Below are 15,622 nucleotides of genomic sequence, written 5' to 3'. Positions count from 1 at the left end.
CCTATGATGGGCAACGCTTCCGAGGAGTATGCGCATGCCGTTGCCGACGCTGAAAGACCAGTTTGCCGCCTTGATCGCTGCGCCTTCGGTCAGTTGCACCCAGCCCGCGCTGGACCAGTCCAACCGCCAGGTCATCGACCTGTTGGCCGGCTGGCTGGGCGACCTGGGTTTCAAGTGCGACATCCAGCAGGTCAGCCCCGGCAAGTTCAACCTGCTGGCCAGCCGTGGCAGCGGCCCGGGCGGCCTGGTGCTGGCCGGGCACAGCGACACCGTACCTTACGACGAACAACTGTGGACCAGTGACCCGCTGAAGCTGACCGAGGTCGATGGCCGCTGGGTCGGCCTGGGCAGCTGCGACATGAAGGGCTTCTTTGCCCTGGTCATCGAAGCCGTCATCCCGCTGCTGGAGCACGACTTCAAGCAGCCATTGCTGATTCTGGCCACGTGCGACGAAGAAAGCTCCATGTCCGGCGCCCGCGCCCTGGCCGAAGCCGGCCAGCCGCTGGGGCGTGCGGCGGTAATCGGTGAGCCGACCGGGCTGCGGCCGATCCGCATGCACAAGGGCATCCTCATGGACCGCATCGACATCCTCGGGCGCAGCGGCCATTCGTCGGACCCAAACCTGGGCCGCAGCGCCATGGAGGCCATGCACGCGGTAATGGGCGAGCTGATGGGCCTGCGCCAGCAATGGCAGCAAACCTACCGCAACCCGCAGTTCACCGTGCCGACGCCGACCATGAACTTCGGTTGTATCCACGGGGGTGACAACCCCAACCGCATCTGTGGCCAGTGCGCCCTGGAGTTCGACCTGCGGCCATTGCCGGGCATGGACGTGGAGCAACTGCGCGCCGCCATCCGCGAGAAGCTGGTGCCGGTGGCCGAGCGCCATGATGTGCGCATCGACTACGCACCGCTGTTCCCGGAGGTGCCGCCGTTCGAGCAGGCCGCCGATGCCGAGCTGGTGCAAGTGGCGGAGCGCCTGACCGGCCACCGCGCCGAAGCGGTGGCGTTCGGCACCGAAGCGCCTTATCTTCAGCAACTGGGCTGCCAGACCATCGTGCTGGGCCCTGGCGACATCGCCTGTGCCCACCAGCCCGGCGAATACCTTGAAATGTCACGAATCGAGCCTACCGTGCGTCTATTGCGTGACCTGATCCGGCACTATTGCCTGAACTAAACGTCCATTGACCTGATTCGTTCCTGCCTAGAGGAGACCGCGCGTGACCGCAAGCCTGTTCCGACGATGATCCTGAACGCCCCTGTACCGCCGTTCTCCGTCCACTTATCCACAGGCCCTGTCATGCCCGACTACGTCAACTGGCTGCGTCATGCCTCCCCGTACATCAATGCCCATCGCGACTGCACCTTCGTGGTCATGCTCCCTGGCGATGGGGTGGAACACCCTAATTTTGGCAACATTGTCCACGACCTGGTGCTGCTGCACAGTCTTGGCGTGCGGCTGGTGCTGGTGCATGGCTCGCGCCCGCAGATCGAAAGCCGCTTGGCCGATCGTGGGCTGACCCCGCATTACCACCGTGGCCTGCGCATTACCGATGCCGCCACCCTGGACTGCGTGATCGATGCTGTCGGCGCCCTGCGCCTGGCCATCGAAGCACGCCTGTCGATGGACATTGCTGCTTCGCCGATGCAGGGCTCGCGCCTGCGCGTGGCGTCCGGCAACCTGGTCACTGCCCGGCCGATCGGCGTGCTCGAAGGGGTGGACTACCACCACACCGGTGAAGTGCGCCGGGTCGACCGCAAGGGCATCAGCCGCCTGCTCGACGAGCGCTCCATCGTGCTGCTGTCGCCGCTCGGCTACTCGCCCACCGGCGAGATCTTCAACCTGGCCTGCGAAGACGTGGCTACCCGCGCTGCCATCGAGCTGGGCGCCGACAAGCTGCTGCTGTTCGGCGCAGAGCCAGGGCTGCTGGATGCAGATGGCAAGCTGGTGCGCGAGCTGCGCCCGCAGCAGGTTGCCCCGCATCTTCAGCGTTTGGGCAGCGATTATCAGGGCGAGCTGCTGGATGCTGCTGCCGAGGCCTGCAAAGGCGGTGTGGCGCGCAGCCATATCGTCAGCTATGCCGAAGACGGCGCCTTGCTGACCGAGCTGTTCACCCGTGGCGGTGGCGGTACGCTGGTGTCGCAGGAGCAGTTCGAAGTGGTGCGCGAGGCGACCATCGAGGACGTGGGTGGCTTGTTGGAGCTGATCAGCCCGCTGGAAGAGCAGGGCATCCTGGTGCGCCGTTCGCGCGAGGTACTGGAGCGGGAAATCGAGCAGTTCAGCGTGGTGGAGCGCGAGGGCATGATCATCGCCTGTGCGGCGCTGTACCCGATTGCCGACTCCGAAGCAGGGGAGCTGGCGTGTCTGGCGGTGAACCCGGAGTACCGCCATGGCGGGCGTGGGGATGAATTGCTGGAGCGTATCGAGAGCCGGGCGCGGCAGATGGGGTTGAGCACCCTGTTCGTGCTGACGACGCGTACGGCGCACTGGTTCCGCGAACGCGGGTTTGCGCCAAGTGGGGTTGAGCGCCTGCCGGCTGCTCGGGCTTCGCTGTACAACTACCAGCGTAATTCGAAGATTTTCGAGAAGTCCTTGTAACCTGTACTGGCCCTATCGCCGGCAAGCCAGCTCCCACAGGGACTGCACAGCCTTCAAGGCTGGCGCTATCCCTGTGGGAGCTGGCTTGCCGGCGATAGGGCCAGTACAGCCAATGCACTCCCCGGAATGAAAAACGCCGCCCTTGTGGGCGGCGTTTTTGTTTACACGGTATGCAGGTACCAGTTGTACTCGAGGTCGGAGATGGAGTGTTCGAACTCCTCCAGCTCGCTCTCCTTGCACGCGACAAAGATGTCGATGTACTTCGGATCGATGTACTTGTTCAGGATCTCGCTGTCGTCCAGCTCGCGCAGGGCATCGCGCAGGTTGTTCGGCAGGCTCTGCTCCAGCTGCTCGTACGAGTTGCCTTCAATCGGCTCACCCGGCTCGATCTTGTTGGTCAGGCCATGGTGCACACCGGCCAGCACGGCAGCCATCATCAGGTACGGGTTGGCGTCGGCACCGGCCACCCGGTGCTCGATGCGCACGGCGTCCGGCGAGCCGGTCGGCACGCGCAGGGCCACGGTGCGGTTGTCCAGGCCCCAGCTCGGCGCGTTCGGTACGTAGAACTGCGCGCCAAAGCGGCGGTACGAGTTCACGTTCGGGCACAGGAACGCCATGGACGCTGGCAGGGTCTCGAGCACACCGCCGACAGCGTGACGTAGCGCGGCGTTCTGCTCGGGATCCTCGCTGGTGAAGATGTTGTTGCCATCTTTGTCCAGCACGGAAATGTGTACATGCAGGCCGTTGCCTGCCTGGCCCGGGTAGGGCTTGGCCATGAAGGTGGTGTCCATTTCATGGTCGTAGGCGATGTTCTTGATCAACCGCTTGAGCAGTACCGCGTAGTCGCAGGCCTTGAGCGGGTCGGCAACGTGGTGCAGGTTGACTTCGAACTGCGCCGGGGCGCTTTCCTTGACGATGGCGTCGGCCGGGATGCCTTGCTCTTTCGCGCCTTCGAGGATGTCCTGCAGGCAGTCGGCATATTCGTCGAGGTCGTCGATCAGGTACACCTGGGTCGACTGTGGGCGTTTGCCCGAAATTGGCGAGCGCGGCGGCTGCGGGCGGCCGTTCACGTTCTCCTGGTCGATCAGGTAGAACTCCAGCTCGAACGCGGCACAGATGGTCAGGCCCATCTCGGTGAACTTGCTCACCACCTGGCGCAGCACTTCACGCGGGTCGGCGAAGAACGGCTCGCCTTCCAGCTCGTGCATGGTCATCAGCAGCTGGGCGGTCGGGCGTTTTTGCCAGGGTTCGTTGGAGAGGGTGCCAGGGATCGGGTAGCAGATGCGGTCAGCATCGCCGATGTCCAGGCCCAGCCCGGTGCTTTCGACGGTGGAACCGTTGATGTCCAGGGCGAAGAGGGAGGCAGGCAGGTTGATGCCTTTCTCGTAAACCTTGTGGAGGCTGGTGCGCTCGATGCGCTTGCCACGCACCACACCATTCATATCTGCAATCAGAAGGTCAACGTAGAGAACCTCAGGATGTTCCTTAAGGAACGCGTTCGCTTCGTTAAGCTGAACGGCACGCGGGGGTACCGACATGATGCAACACCTTTGTTGTTAAAAATATCAATCAAGGGGGGCTTGCAGGACCAGTCAATCGAAAAGCCATACTGATGTCAAGCCAACCCCATGATGCCCTGAAATGGCACATCTACGGCAGATTTGCTGCATATCGGGGCAAGCCATTATCCGCTATTTCCCGCGTAAAGGGCTATCTCCGACACGCCGTGTTTTATTTTTTACGGAGGTGTTGTGTAAAAAAATGAACAAGGCTAAGCTCGGTCTCAACCCAAAACACAATAATACGAGGGTCACATGGTCCGCTTGCCGCGACCTGAAAGCACTGCCTGCGCAGTGCCGTCGGGTACCTCCGCCGTTTTTGCAAGCTTCGTCAATGGCGTGGCCGCCCTGGCCGCAATAATTGACGTTTGGCGCTCCCGGGCCCGCCCTCGTAGCGGCTTGCCGCCCTTCGCTTCGTCTTCCTGCCTTTCGAACTCATTACGGACACAGCTGTTTTCAGTGTATCCACTGTGGCTCTGCGCGGGGGTTTTTGCTTTAGCAATGTACTCCATCCAGAATCAGAGCGTGGACCACCTTACCTCCTGAGGTATTTATGAGTAACAACCTCGACCAGCTCACCGATTGGTTGAAAGAGCACAAGATCACCGAAGTCGAATGCATGATCAGTGACCTGACCGGCATCACGCGCGGCAAGATTTCGCCTACCAACAAATTCATCGCCGAAAAAGGCATGCGCCTGCCCGAGAGCGTGCTGCTGCAGACCGTGACCGGCGACTACGTCGACGACGACATCTATTACGAACTGCTCGACCCGGCCGACATCGACATGATCTGCCGCCCTGACGAGAAGGCCGTGTTCCTGGTGCCGTGGGCCATCGAGCCGACCGCGCAGGTGATCCACGACACCTACGACAAGAAGGGTAACCCGGTCGAACTGTCGCCGCGCAACGTGCTGAAGAAAGTGCTCAAGCTCTACGCCGACAAGGGCTGGCAGCCGATCGTCGCGCCCGAGATGGAGTTCTACCTGACCAAGCGCAGCGAAGACCCGGACTTCCCGCTGCAGCCGCCGGTTGGCCGTTCGGGCCGCCCGGAAACCGGCCGCCAGTCGTTCTCGATCGAAGCCGCCAACGAATTCGACCCGCTGTTCGAAGACGTCTACGACTGGTGCGAACTGCAACAGCTGGACCTGGACACGCTGATTCACGAAGACGGCACGGCGCAGATGGAAATCAACTTCCGTCACGGCGACGCGCTGCACCTGGCCGACCAGATCCTGGTGTTCAAGCGCACCATGCGCGAAGCGGCGCTCAAGCACAACGTGGCCGCCACCTTCATGGCCAAGCCGATGACCGGCGAGCCGGGCAGTGCCATGCACCTGCACCAGAGCGTGATCGACGTGGCCACCGGCAAGAACATCTTCAGCAACGAAGACGGCAGCATGAGCGCGCTGTTCCTCAACCACATCGGTGGCCTGCAGAAGTTCATCCCCGAGGCGCTGCCGCTGTTCGCCCCCAACGTCAACTCGTTCCGCCGCTTCCTGCCTGACACCTCGGCGCCGGTAAACGTGGAGTGGGGCGAAGAAAACCGCACCGTCGGCCTGCGCGTACCGGATGCCGGCCCGCAAAGCCGTCGGGTCGAGAACCGCTTGCCGGGCGCCGACGCCAACCCTTACCTGGCCATCGCTGCCAGCCTGTTGTGTGGCTACATCGGCATGGTCGAAGGCATCGAAGCCAGCGCGCCAGTACAGGGCCGTGGCTACGAGCGCCGCAACCTGCGCCTGCCGCTGACCATCGAAGACGCCCTGGAACGCATGGAAAACAGCCGCGCGCTGGTGCAGTACCTGGGCAAGAAGTTCATCACCGGCTACGTCGCCACCAAGCGCGCCGAGCACGAGAACTTCAAGCGTGTCATCAGTTCCTGGGAGCGTGAGTTCCTGCTGTTCGCTGTCTGATAAACCCTGGTGCCGCTGGAGCGCGGCGGTCGAATTACGGAGAAGCACATGAGCGTCAACAACCCGCAAACCCGTGAATGGCAAACCCTGAGCGGGGAGCATCATCTCGCACCTTTCAGTGACTACAAGCAGCTGAAAGCCAAGGGGCCGCGCATCATCACCAAGGCCCAGGGTGTGCATTTGTGGGACAGCGAGGGGCACAAGATCCTCGACGGCATGGCCGGCCTGTGGTGCGTGGCGGTCGGTTACGGCCGTGAAGAACTGGTGCAGGCGGCAGAGAAGCAGATGCGCGAACTGCCGTACTACAACCTGTTCTTTCAGACCGCTCACCCGCCTGCGCTGGAGCTGGCCAAGGCGATCACCGACGTGGCGCCCGAAGGCATGACCCATGTGTTCTTCACCGGCTCCGGCTCTGAAGGCAACGACACCGTGCTGCGCATGGTGCGCCACTACTGGGCGCTGAAGGGCAAGCCGCACAAGCAGACCATCATCGGCCGCATCAATGGTTACCACGGCTCCACCGTGGCCGGTGCCAGCCTGGGCGGCATGAGCGGCATGCACGAACAGGGCGGCCTGCCGATCCCGGGCATCGTGCACATCCCGCAGCCTTACTGGTTCGGTGAAGGTGGCGACATGACCCCGGACCAGTTCGGTGTGTGGGCAGCCGAGCAGCTGGAAAAGAAAATCCTCGAAGTCGGCGAAGACAACGTCGCCGCCTTCATTGCCGAGCCGATCCAGGGCGCCGGCGGCGTGATCATCCCACCGGAAACCTACTGGCCGAAGGTGAAGGAGATCCTTGCCAAGTACGACATCCTGTTCGTCGCCGACGAAGTCATCTGCGGTTTCGGCCGCACCGGCGAGTGGTTCGGCTCCGACTACTACGGCCTCAAGCCCGACCTGATGACCATCGCCAAGGGCCTGACCTCCGGTTACATCCCCATGGGCGGTGTGATCGTGCGTGACAAAGTTGCCCAGGTACTCAGCGAAGGGGGTGACTTCAACCACGGCTTCACCTACTCGGGCCACCCGGTAGCGGCTGCAGTGGGCCTGGAAAACCTGCGCATCCTGCGCGACGAGCACATTATCGAGAAGGCGCGCACCGAAGCGGCACCGTATTTGCAAAAGCGTTTGCGTGAGCTGCAGGACCACCCGCTGGTGGGCGAAGTACGCGGCCTGGGCCTGCTCGGCGCGATCGAGCTGGTCAAGGACAAGGCCACGCGCAGCCGTTACGAAGGCAAGGGCGTGGGCATGATCTGCCGTAACTTCTGCTTCGAGAACGGCCTGATCATGCGCGCAGTGGGCGACACCATGATCATCGCCCCGCCGCTGGTGATCAGCCACGCGGAGATCGACGAGCTGGTGGAAAAGGCCCGCAAGTGCCTCGACTTGACGCTCGAAGCGATCCGTTGACAGTTTGCTAGGCTAGCGATGTGACATTAAGTCGTTACAAGGCCCTGCTTTCCTTGAAACAGAGCCTTGTAACTTGCCAGACTAGCGACTGCTTCAGTCGCCCAAACGCGTGTACTGCGGGACCTGGCTGCTGAACGGATGGCTAATCAAAAAAATCTGGAGCATGACGCATGAATAAAATGGGCAAGACGTTGCTGGCCGCAGCCCTGATGGGTGCCATGGCTACTGCTGCACAGGCTGAAGACAAGGTGTTGAACGTCTACAACTGGTCGGACTACATCGCACCAGACACCATCGCCAAGTTCGAGAAGCAGACCGGTATCAAGGTCAAGTACGACGTCTTCGACAGCAACGAAACCCTCGAAGCCAAGCTGCTGGCCGGCAAGTCAGGCTACGACATCGTGGTGCCGTCCAACAACTTCCTGGCCAAGCAGATCAAGGCCGGTGTGTACGAAGAACTGGACCGCTCCAAGCTGCCGAACTGGAAGAACCTCGACACCGACCTGCTCAAAGCCGTTGGCGACGCCAGCGACAAGGACAACAAGCACGCCTTCCCGTACATGTGGGGTTCGATCGGCATCGGCTACAACCCGGAGAAGGTCAAGGCCGCGCTGGGCGTGGACAAGATCGACTCGTGGGACGTGGTGTTCAAGCCTGAGAACATCGCCAAGCTCAAGAGCTGTGGCGTGAGCTTCCTGGATGCCCCGACCGAGATGATCCCAGCCGCACTGCACTACCTGGGCAAGAAGACCGACAGCACCAGCAAGGAAGATCTGAAGGCCGCCGAGGACCTGTTCCTCAAGATCCGTCCTTCGATCACCTACTTCCACTCGTCCAAGTACATCGGCGATATGGCCAACGGCAACATCTGCGTGGCCGTCGGTTACTCGGGTGACCTGGAGCAGTCCAAGGCCCGCGCCCACGAAGCTGGCGACAAGGTCAAAGTGGACTACGTGATTCCGAAAGAAGGTGCCGGTACCTTCTACGACATGGTCGCCATCCCGAAAGATGCCGAGCATAAAGACGCTGCCTACCAGTTCATGGACTTCCTGATGCAGCCAGAAATCATGGCTGAAATCACCAACGCCGTGCGCTTCCCGAATGGCAACGCTGCTGCGACTCCGTTCGTGGACAAAGACATCACCAGCGATCCGAGCATCTACCCGCCAGCCGAAGTGAAGAAGCAGCTGTACGCAATCGCTGCGCCTGAAGCTTCTGCCCAGCGTGTGATCACCCGCAGCTGGACCAAGATCAAGTCGGGCAAATAAGCCCGATGCGGCACCTCTGGGCCGGGGTTTCCCGGCCCAGAGCCAGTGAAAGGCAATTGATGATTGCGGCATCGAAGCTGCGAAGGTAAGTTGCGCGCCGGTTTTGCGTGTGCGGCAGCATTGTCGCTACCCAGGCACTGATTGTGAGGAGCACCCACTTGTCTATTTCTGTATTCCGCAAGGCCTTGATGGCTGGTGCGGGCCTGACGCTGGCATGCAGCGTCCAAGCGGCGCCTACGGTGCACTTCTACAACTGGTCCGACTACATCGGCCCAACCACACTCGCGGACTTCGAGAAAGCCACGGGCATCAAGCCCGTGCAGGACGTGTTCGACTCCAACGAAACCCTGGAAGGTAAGCTGCTGGCCGGTAACACCGGCTATGACGTGGTGGTGCCGTCCAACCATTTCCTCGGCAAGCAGATCAAGGCGGGCGCGTTCCAGAAGCTCGACAAGAGCCTGCTGCCCAACTATTCCAACCTCGACCCGGCGTTGATGAAGCGCCTGGAAAAGAACGACCCGGGTAACCAGTACGCTGTGCCTTACCTGTGGGGCACCAACGGCATCGGTTACAACGTCGACAAGGTGAAGGCCGCGCTGGGCGTGGACACCATCGACTCCTGGGCCGTCTTGTTCGAACCCGAGAACATGAAGAAGCTCTCCAAGTGCGGTGTGGCCTTCCTCGACTCGGCGGATGAAATGCTCCCGGCGGTGCTCAACTACATGGGGCTCAACCCCAACAGCACCGACCCCAAGGATTACGCAAAAGCCGAGCAGAAGCTGCTGGCCGTACGCCCGTACGTGACCTACTTCCACTCGTCCAAGTACATCACCGACCTGGCCAACGGCGACATCTGCGTCGCGGCAGGCTTCTCGGGTGATGTGTTCCAGGCCAAGGCCCGCGCTGAAGAAGCGAAGAAGGGCGTGAACCTGGCCTACGCCATTCCCAAAGAAGGCGGCAACCTCTGGTTCGACGTGCTGGCGATTCCCAAGGACGCCAAGAACGTCAAAGAGGCCCATGCCTTCATCAACTATTTGCTGAAACCTGAGGTTATCGCCCAGGTCAGTGATTACGTCGGTTACGCCAACCCGAACCCCAAGGCTGGCGACCTGATGGACCAGGCCGTGAGGACTGACGCCGCGGTTTACCCACCGCAGGAAGTGCTGGACAAGATGTTCGTGAACTCAGAGTTGCCACCCAAGGTGCAACGGCTGATGACCCGTAGCTGGACCAAGGTCAAGTCGGGCAAGTAATTATCCAGACCCGCAGCGCACCTGCAGACCAGGCCGCGCGGGCACAAAAATCTTGTTGGGAGTTTCACTCATGGCAGTTGCCTCCGGTGCCTATAAAAAAGCCCTCGAGGGTGGCCAGCAACCCAAGCAGGTGCTGGTCAAGATCGACCGGGTTACGAAAAAATTCGACGAAACCGTAGCCGTGGACGATGTGTCCCTGGAAATCCGCAAGGGCGAGATCTTCGCCCTGCTGGGCGGCTCCGGCTCGGGCAAGTCCACCTTGCTGCGCATGCTGGCCGGCTTCGAGCGCCCGACTGAAGGGCGGATTTTCCTCGATGGCGTCGACATCACCGACATGCCGCCCTACGAGCGGCCGATCAACATGATGTTCCAGTCCTACGCGCTGTTCCCGCACATGACCGTGGCGCAGAACATCGCCTTCGGCCTGCAGCAGGACAAGATGCCCAAGGCCGAGATCGACGCCCGTGTGGCCGAGATGCTCAAGCTGGTGCACATGACCCAGTACGCCAAGCGCAAGCCGCACCAGCTGTCCGGTGGCCAGCGCCAGCGCGTGGCCCTGGCCCGCTCCCTGGCCAAGCGCCCCAAGCTGCTGCTGCTCGACGAGCCGATGGGCGCACTGGACAAGAAACTGCGTTCGCAGATGCAGCTGGAACTGGTAGAGATCATCGAGCGCGTGGGCGTGACCTGCGTGATGGTGACCCACGACCAGGAAGAGGCCATGACCATGGCCCAGCGCATCGCCATCATGCACCTGGGCTGGATTGCCCAGATCGGCTCGCCGGTGGACATCTACGAGACCCCCACCAGCCGCCTGGTGTGCGAGTTCATCGGTAACGTCAACCTGTTCGAAGGCGAAGTGGTCGACGACGCCGAAGGCCACGCGATCATTGCCAGCCCTGAGCTGGAGCGCAAGATCTACGTCGGCCACGGCATCACCACCTCGGTGGAAGACAAGCACATCACCTACGCCTTGCGCCCGGAAAAAATGCTGGTCACTACCCAGCAGCCGACCTGCGAGCACAACTGGTCGCGCGGCAAGGTGCACGACATCGCCTACCTGGGTGGCCATTCGGTGTTCTACGTAGAGCTGCCGAGCGGCAAGATCGTCCAGTCGTTCGTTGCCAACGCCGAGCGCCAGGGCACCCGCCCGACCTGGGGCGATGAAGTGTACGTGTGGTGGGAAGACGACAGCGGCGTGGTACTGCGGTCATGAAACCTCGCAAGCTCAAGCGAGCACTCCAGCGCATCATTCCGGAGGGGCGGCACCTGGTGATCGGCGTGCCGTTCATCTGGCTGTTCCTGTTCTTCATGCTGCCGTTCTTCATCGTGCTGAAGATCAGTTTTGCCGAAGCCGACGTGGCGATCCCACCGTATACCGAGATCTACAGCTACGTCGAAGACAAGATCCAGCTGGTGCTCAACCTGGCCAACTACGGCTTGTTGACCGAGGATGAACTGTACCTTTCGGCCTATCTGGGCTCGCTGAAGATGGCTTTCTTCAGCACCCTGTTGTGCCTGCTGATCGGTTTCCCGATGGCCTACGCCATCGCCAATGCCAAGAAGGAAACCCAGACAGTCCTGCTGCTGCTGATCATGATGCCGACCTGGACCGCGATCCTGATCCGCGTCTATGCCTGGATGGGCATCCTCAGCAACAACGGCCTGCTCAACGGCTTCCTGCTGTGGACCGGGTTGATCGACCAGCCGCTGCAAATCCTCAACACCAACCTGGCGGTGTACATCGGCGTGGTCTATTCGTACCTGCCGTTCATGATCCTGCCGCTGTTCGCCAACCTGGTGAAACACGACCCTTCGTTGCTGGAGGCCGCTTCGGACCTGGGTTCGAGCACCTTCAACAGCTTCTGGAAAATCACCGTACCGCTGTCGAAAAACGGCATCATCGCCGGTTGCATGCTGGTGTTCATCCCGGTGGTGGGCGAGTTCGTGATCCCTGAACTGCTCGGCGGCCCGGAAACCCTGATGATCGGTAAGGTGCTGTGGCAAGAGTTCTTCAACAACCGTGACTGGCCGGTGGCTTCTGCCCTGGCGGTAGTGATGCTGGCGATCCTGATCGTGCCGATCCTGCTGTTCAACCGCAGCCAGGCCAAAGAAATGGAGGGCCGCGCATGAAACGCTTCAGTTTCTCCAAGCTGATGCTGGTGCTGGGCTTGCTGTTCATCTACCTGCCGATGCTGATCCTGGTGATCTACTCGTTCAACGCCTCCAAGCTGGTGACGGTGTGGGGTGGCTGGTCGGTGAAGTGGTACGTCGGCCTGCTCGACAACACCCAGCTGATGGGTTCGGTGATGCGCTCGCTGGAAATCGCCTGTTACACGGCAGTGGCCGCGGTGGCGCTGGGTACCCTGGCGGCCTTTGTGCTGACCCGCGTTACCCGCTTCAAGGGCCGTACGCTGTTCGGTGGCCTGGTCACCGCGCCGCTGGTAATGCCCGAGGTGATCACCGGTCTGTCGCTGTTGCTGCTGTTCGTGGCCATGGCGCAGATGATCGGCTGGCCGCAGGAGCGCGGCATCGTCACCATCTGGATCGCCCACACCACGTTCTGTGCGGCGTATGTGGCGGTGGTGGTGTCGGCACGCCTGCGCGAGCTGGACCTGTCGATCGAAGAAGCGGCGATGGACCTGGGTGCCAAGCCGTGGAAGGTGTTCTTCCTGATCACCATTCCGATGATCGCGCCATCGCTGGCGGCGGGCGGCATGATGTCGTTCGCGCTGTCGCTGGATGACCTGGTACTGGCCAGCTTCGTGTCCGGCCCGGGTTCGACCACCTTGCCGATGGAAGTGTTCTCGGCGGTGCGACTGGGCGTGAAGCCAGAGATCAACGCTGTGGCCAGCCTGATCCTGCTGTCGGTGTCGCTGGTGACCTTCTTTGTCTGGTACTTCAGCCGCCAGGCCGAAGAGCGTCGTCGCAAGGCGATTCAGCAGGCCATCGAAGAAGGGGCGGCGGCGAACGTGTCGCAGCCTCAAATCAAGCGGCCAGCGCAAGTCGCTGCATCGGCTTGACCTGACAGGCATCCCGCAGGGCTTGGGCTCTGTGGGATGCCTGGGGCATGCCACAGCATTCTTTGGCGCCATTCAATAATAACCTTGTCTATCGGACTGCAGTGCGAACTCCCCTATTGAGTGCTTCCATCGCTGTGTTCTCGGTACGATTAGGGGGCAGGGGGTGAGGAATGTTATTTTGCACTGACTTGTAACCAGGCAGCATAGAGTTACCATTGTTGATATTCAATGAATTGTAACTACGCGGCTGATCAGAGTAGAGCTGACTGTTGGAATTTAAAGATGATGGCCTTGAGAGTGATGGAACTCGGGGGGTTGGCATTGGGGGTGATGGAGGTAGGGTAGTTGGCCGTGAGACTGATGGAGTTCGGGAGGGCGTTGAAGACATTGACCTTTGAAAGAGTGAAGGGCTGTTGCGTGATGCGGAGTAAAATAGCCCATAGGCTATCCCTATAAGGCCCCCCCCTACCAATGCTAGTTTTTTGGATTTCTTTACTGCTGCTACAGTCAACACAATTACTCCCGCTGCATGCGTGATCATCCCAGCTAAATATAATGGATTGGTCAACTGCGCATATGTGGGAAAAAGAGAAAAGTGGCCCGTGGGATCAACTTTATTCACCGGGTCCCCTGCACAGTACGCGTAAGCGTTCAGCCCGCCTTGCTCGAACGGGCTTAAGTTATCTGGGCCGCAGAACCTCTTGAGTGTAGGGCTAAACAGGCGATAGCCATTACCTAACGAATAGCAGCCTGTTGCCGAGTCCAGCAGTTCACCGTTGAATGCCAAGGGGTTATTCGATTCGCTCTGAGCAGGGCGTCGGCCGTAGGGGGTGTAAGGGAATTGCTCCTTTCCGGCAAGTCCACACTCGCTGATGACTGTATTGGTGTTGTTCACTGCGATGATTGAATGCGATGCCTCGCTGCCTGAGGTGCGTTGCGCCAGGAGGCTACCGTTGTGCTGGAAAATAGAGCGTGTTTCAGACCCGCTGAGTTCGGTGGCAACACGGTCGTTTTGGTGGAAGCGGCGCAAAGTTTTCGAAGCGGCCATGAGCATTCCTGCATTTAAACGTCAGTCAGAAAAACACCTGTCTACAGGCGTTGTTGTCGAAGCGATCAGGCTGGACGAACTATGTAACTGCTGGGGAAAACCTGTCCACTGGCAGAAATACTAGTTTCTCAATGATTGGATTGTACCGAAGCTGCCCTGTGTCGAAGGCATTGGAATGCCACCCTTGCTCCAGATCACTATCCCCATGATCGCGCTATCGCTGGATGACCTGGTGCTTGCCAGCTTCGTCTCCGGCCCGGGTTCGACGACCTTGCCGATGGAAGTGTTCTCGGCGGTGCGTCTGGGCGTGAAGCCAGAGATCAACGCCGTGGCCAGCTTGATCCTGCTGTCGGTATCGCTGGTGACCTTCTTTGTCTGGTACTTCAGCCGCCAGGCCGAAGAGCGTCGTCGCAAGGCGATTCAGCAGGCGATCGAAGAAGGTGCGGCGGCCAATGCTTCGCAGCCTCAGGTCAAGCGCTCGGCGCAGGTGGCTGCTTCGGCCTGACCTGGCCTCTTCGCGGGCTCGCCCGCTCCCACAGGGTTCAGCACAAGCTTGAAGCTGTGATGTACCTGTGGGAGCGGGCAAGCCCGCGAAGGCCCCAGCACTGATTCAAAGCCATACCGCATCCCAGTGTGGATAGTCCCTGACACTCCTGACCAATCCAGCCCTCAAAGGATTGGCCACAATGTACCGGGCTACATGCACCAGGCTCTCTTCCCGCCGCAGTGCATGGTCCTGGTAACCCGGTTGCCATATCCGTGTATGCCCCAAACCTGCTTTGCGCAATGCAATGGCTGTGCGCGATTTGAACTTGCGCATCAGTGTTCCCAATGTCACGTCCCTCAGTTCGATCAGCCAGTGCAGGTGGTCAGGCATGACTACCCAGGCCAGAGAGTGGCAGTCCCGAATGTCATGTGAAACCCGCAGGTGTTTGACCACCAGACGAGCATGGTGGAAATCATGAAACAGTGGCTGTCGTTGGTACGTGACCGTAGTCAGCATGTAGAGCCTGCCTGGCTCGGAAAAGCGCCCTCGGCGGAGCCGGTGGGATTCAGCTAACGGCATCGCAATCTTCCTTGAAATTGAAACGCTCCTTGAACGGTAGCGGTTCAACTGCCATTGCCGAGTGGCTGATCATTTCTGGATATGGCAGAAGTATTTAGGTGGATGTACCGGCCTCTTCGCGGGCTTGCCCGCTCCCACAGGTACTGCGCCGCATTCGGCATGAGCGAAATCCCTGGACTGCCCCCAAGAAGTTGGACACCAATCCAACCCTTGGGGGATTTATGGGCAAATACTCAGAGCAGTTCAAGCTCACGGCGATCACGGCCTATCTGGAAGGCAGCAACGGCTTTCGCAAAGTGGCCCGACACTTGGGCATCGATTTCAGTTTGCTTCGGCGCTGGGTTGCCAGTTACCGATCCACCGCCAGCCTCAGTCCCCGCCCACATGGCCAGCGCTACACTGAGGACTTCAAACGGCAGGTACTCAAGCACATGCTTGAGCATCGACTCTCGCTGCGCCAAACAGCAGCGCACTTTGATCTTGGACA

General features: G+C 60.5%; 13 protein-coding genes and 1 pseudogene. 11 read left to right on the top strand and 3 right to left on the bottom strand.

The window, feature by feature from the left end; translation table 11 throughout:
* Nucleotides 1-34 precede the first annotated feature (34 nt).
* Both argE and argA read left to right on the top strand, forming a co-directional pair.
* Entirely contained in the window at nt 35-1,177 is a 1,143-nt protein-coding gene (argE, locus tag N436_RS20020) for an acetylornithine deacetylase (protein ID WP_105947223.1), read from the top strand.
* A gap of 123 nt (nt 1,178-1,300) precedes the next feature.
* Complete coding sequence (gene argA, locus N436_RS20015; RefSeq protein WP_105947224.1) at nt 1,301-2,599, top strand: amino-acid N-acetyltransferase; 1,299 nt, start codon at nt 1,301-1,303, stop codon at nt 2,597-2,599.
* Between the two features lie 161 nt (nt 2,600-2,760).
* Here argA and N436_RS20010 read toward each other — a convergent pair whose 3' ends face one another.
* Nucleotides 2,761-4,137 (bottom strand): glutamine synthetase family protein, encoded by a 1,377-nt coding sequence (locus N436_RS20010; RefSeq protein ID WP_016712594.1) that lies wholly within the window; start codon nt 4,135-4,137, stop codon nt 2,761-2,763.
* A gap of 574 nt (nt 4,138-4,711) precedes the next feature.
* Here N436_RS20010 and N436_RS20000 point away from each other — a divergent pair.
* The 7 genes from N436_RS20000 (at nt 4,712) to N436_RS19970 (ending at nt 13,021) form a co-directional block, all read left to right on the top strand.
* Nucleotides 4,712-6,070 (top strand): glutamine synthetase family protein, encoded by a 1,359-nt coding sequence (locus tag N436_RS20000; RefSeq protein WP_105947226.1) that lies wholly within the window; start codon nt 4,712-4,714, stop codon nt 6,068-6,070.
* A 48-nt stretch (nt 6,071-6,118) separates the two neighbouring features.
* Nucleotides 6,119-7,480 carry an aspartate aminotransferase family protein gene (locus N436_RS19995; protein ID WP_105947227.1) on the top strand — a complete coding sequence of 454 codons (1,362 nt, stop codon included), beginning with the start codon at nt 6,119-6,121 and terminating at the stop codon, nt 7,478-7,480.
* Between the two features lie 170 nt (nt 7,481-7,650).
* On the top strand, nt 7,651-8,748 hold the full coding sequence (locus tag N436_RS19990; RefSeq protein ID WP_105947228.1) for a polyamine ABC transporter substrate-binding protein: 1,098 nt from the start codon (nt 7,651-7,653) through the stop codon (nt 8,746-8,748).
* Between the two features lie 158 nt (nt 8,749-8,906).
* A complete protein-coding gene (locus tag N436_RS19985) occupies nt 8,907-10,001 on the top strand; it encodes a polyamine ABC transporter substrate-binding protein (RefSeq protein WP_105947229.1) in 1,095 nt (364 codons plus the stop codon).
* A gap of 70 nt (nt 10,002-10,071) precedes the next feature.
* Nucleotides 10,072-11,214: a polyamine ABC transporter ATP-binding protein gene (potA, locus tag N436_RS19980; RefSeq protein ID WP_016712588.1), complete on the top strand. Its 1,143-nt coding sequence runs from the start codon at nt 10,072-10,074 to the stop codon at nt 11,212-11,214.
* Nucleotides 11,215-11,249: 35 nt separating this feature from the next.
* The gene (locus N436_RS19975) at nt 11,250-12,131 is read left to right on the top strand and encodes an ABC transporter permease subunit (RefSeq protein ID WP_177410288.1); all 882 of its coding nucleotides are present in this window, start codon (nt 11,250-11,252) and stop codon (nt 12,129-12,131) included.
* Nucleotides 12,128-13,021, top strand: a complete 894-nt coding sequence (locus N436_RS19970; protein ID WP_110741798.1) for an ABC transporter permease subunit — start codon at nt 12,128-12,130, stop codon at nt 13,019-13,021. Before N436_RS19975 ends, N436_RS19970 begins: the two co-directional genes overlap by 4 nt.
* Nucleotides 13,022-13,109: 88 nt before the next feature.
* On the opposite strand, the gene N436_RS19965 is transcribed toward N436_RS19970, so the two are convergent.
* Nucleotides 13,110-14,069 carry an RHS repeat-associated core domain-containing protein gene (locus N436_RS19965; RefSeq protein WP_110741797.1) on the bottom strand — a complete coding sequence of 320 codons (960 nt, stop codon included), beginning with the start codon at nt 14,067-14,069 and terminating at the stop codon, nt 13,110-13,112.
* A 187-nt stretch (nt 14,070-14,256) separates the two neighbouring features.
* Between N436_RS19965 and N436_RS19960 the strand changes: the two are divergent.
* Nucleotides 14,257-14,574: pseudogene (locus tag N436_RS19960) on the top strand (putrescine ABC transporter permease PotI); the annotation flags it as partial.
* A 105-nt stretch (nt 14,575-14,679) separates the two neighbouring features.
* On the opposite strand, the gene N436_RS19955 reads toward N436_RS19960, so the two are convergent.
* Entirely contained in the window at nt 14,680-15,135 is a 456-nt protein-coding gene (locus tag N436_RS19955) for a transposase (protein WP_110741796.1), read from the bottom strand.
* Nucleotides 15,136-15,356: 221 nt separating this feature from the next.
* Between N436_RS19955 and N436_RS19950 the strand changes: the two genes are divergently transcribed.
* Nucleotides 15,357-15,622 (top strand): transposase (locus tag N436_RS19950; RefSeq protein WP_256589999.1); only part of this gene is annotated, 266 nt, incomplete at its 3' end.

Source organism: Pseudomonas sp. RV120224-01b (assembly GCF_003208145.1).
GTDB lineage: Bacteria > Pseudomonadota > Gammaproteobacteria > Pseudomonadales > Pseudomonadaceae > Aquipseudomonas > Aquipseudomonas monteilii.
Note: the sequence above shows the minus strand (reverse complement) of the source record. Positions and strands in the feature narration are given on the sequence as shown.

Excerpts from the sequence above, each read along its gene's own strand:
- argE (WP_105947223.1), top strand. The coding sequence starts at position 35 with ATGCCGTTGCCGACGCTGAAAGACCAGTTTGCCGCCTTGATCGCTGCG.
- N436_RS19970 (WP_110741798.1), top strand. The coding sequence starts at position 12,128 with ATGAAACGCTTCAGTTTCTCCAAGCTGATGCTGGTGCTGGGCTTGCTG.
- N436_RS19990 (WP_105947228.1), top strand. The coding sequence starts at position 7,651 with ATGAATAAAATGGGCAAGACGTTGCTGGCCGCAGCCCTGATGGGTGCC.
- argA (WP_105947224.1), top strand. The coding sequence starts at position 1,301 with ATGCCCGACTACGTCAACTGGCTGCGTCATGCCTCCCCGTACATCAAT.
- N436_RS20010 (WP_016712594.1), bottom strand. The coding sequence starts at position 4,137 with ATGTCGGTACCCCCGCGTGCCGTTCAGCTTAACGAAGCGAACGCGTTC.
- N436_RS19955 (WP_110741796.1), bottom strand. The coding sequence starts at position 15,135 with ATGCCGTTAGCTGAATCCCACCGGCTCCGCCGAGGGCGCTTTTCCGAG.
- N436_RS19965 (WP_110741797.1), bottom strand. The coding sequence starts at position 14,069 with ATGGCCGCTTCGAAAACTTTGCGCCGCTTCCACCAAAACGACCGTGTT.
- potA (WP_016712588.1), top strand. The coding sequence starts at position 10,072 with ATGGCAGTTGCCTCCGGTGCCTATAAAAAAGCCCTCGAGGGTGGCCAG.
- N436_RS20000 (WP_105947226.1), top strand. The coding sequence starts at position 4,712 with ATGAGTAACAACCTCGACCAGCTCACCGATTGGTTGAAAGAGCACAAG.
- N436_RS19995 (WP_105947227.1), top strand. The coding sequence starts at position 6,119 with ATGAGCGTCAACAACCCGCAAACCCGTGAATGGCAAACCCTGAGCGGG.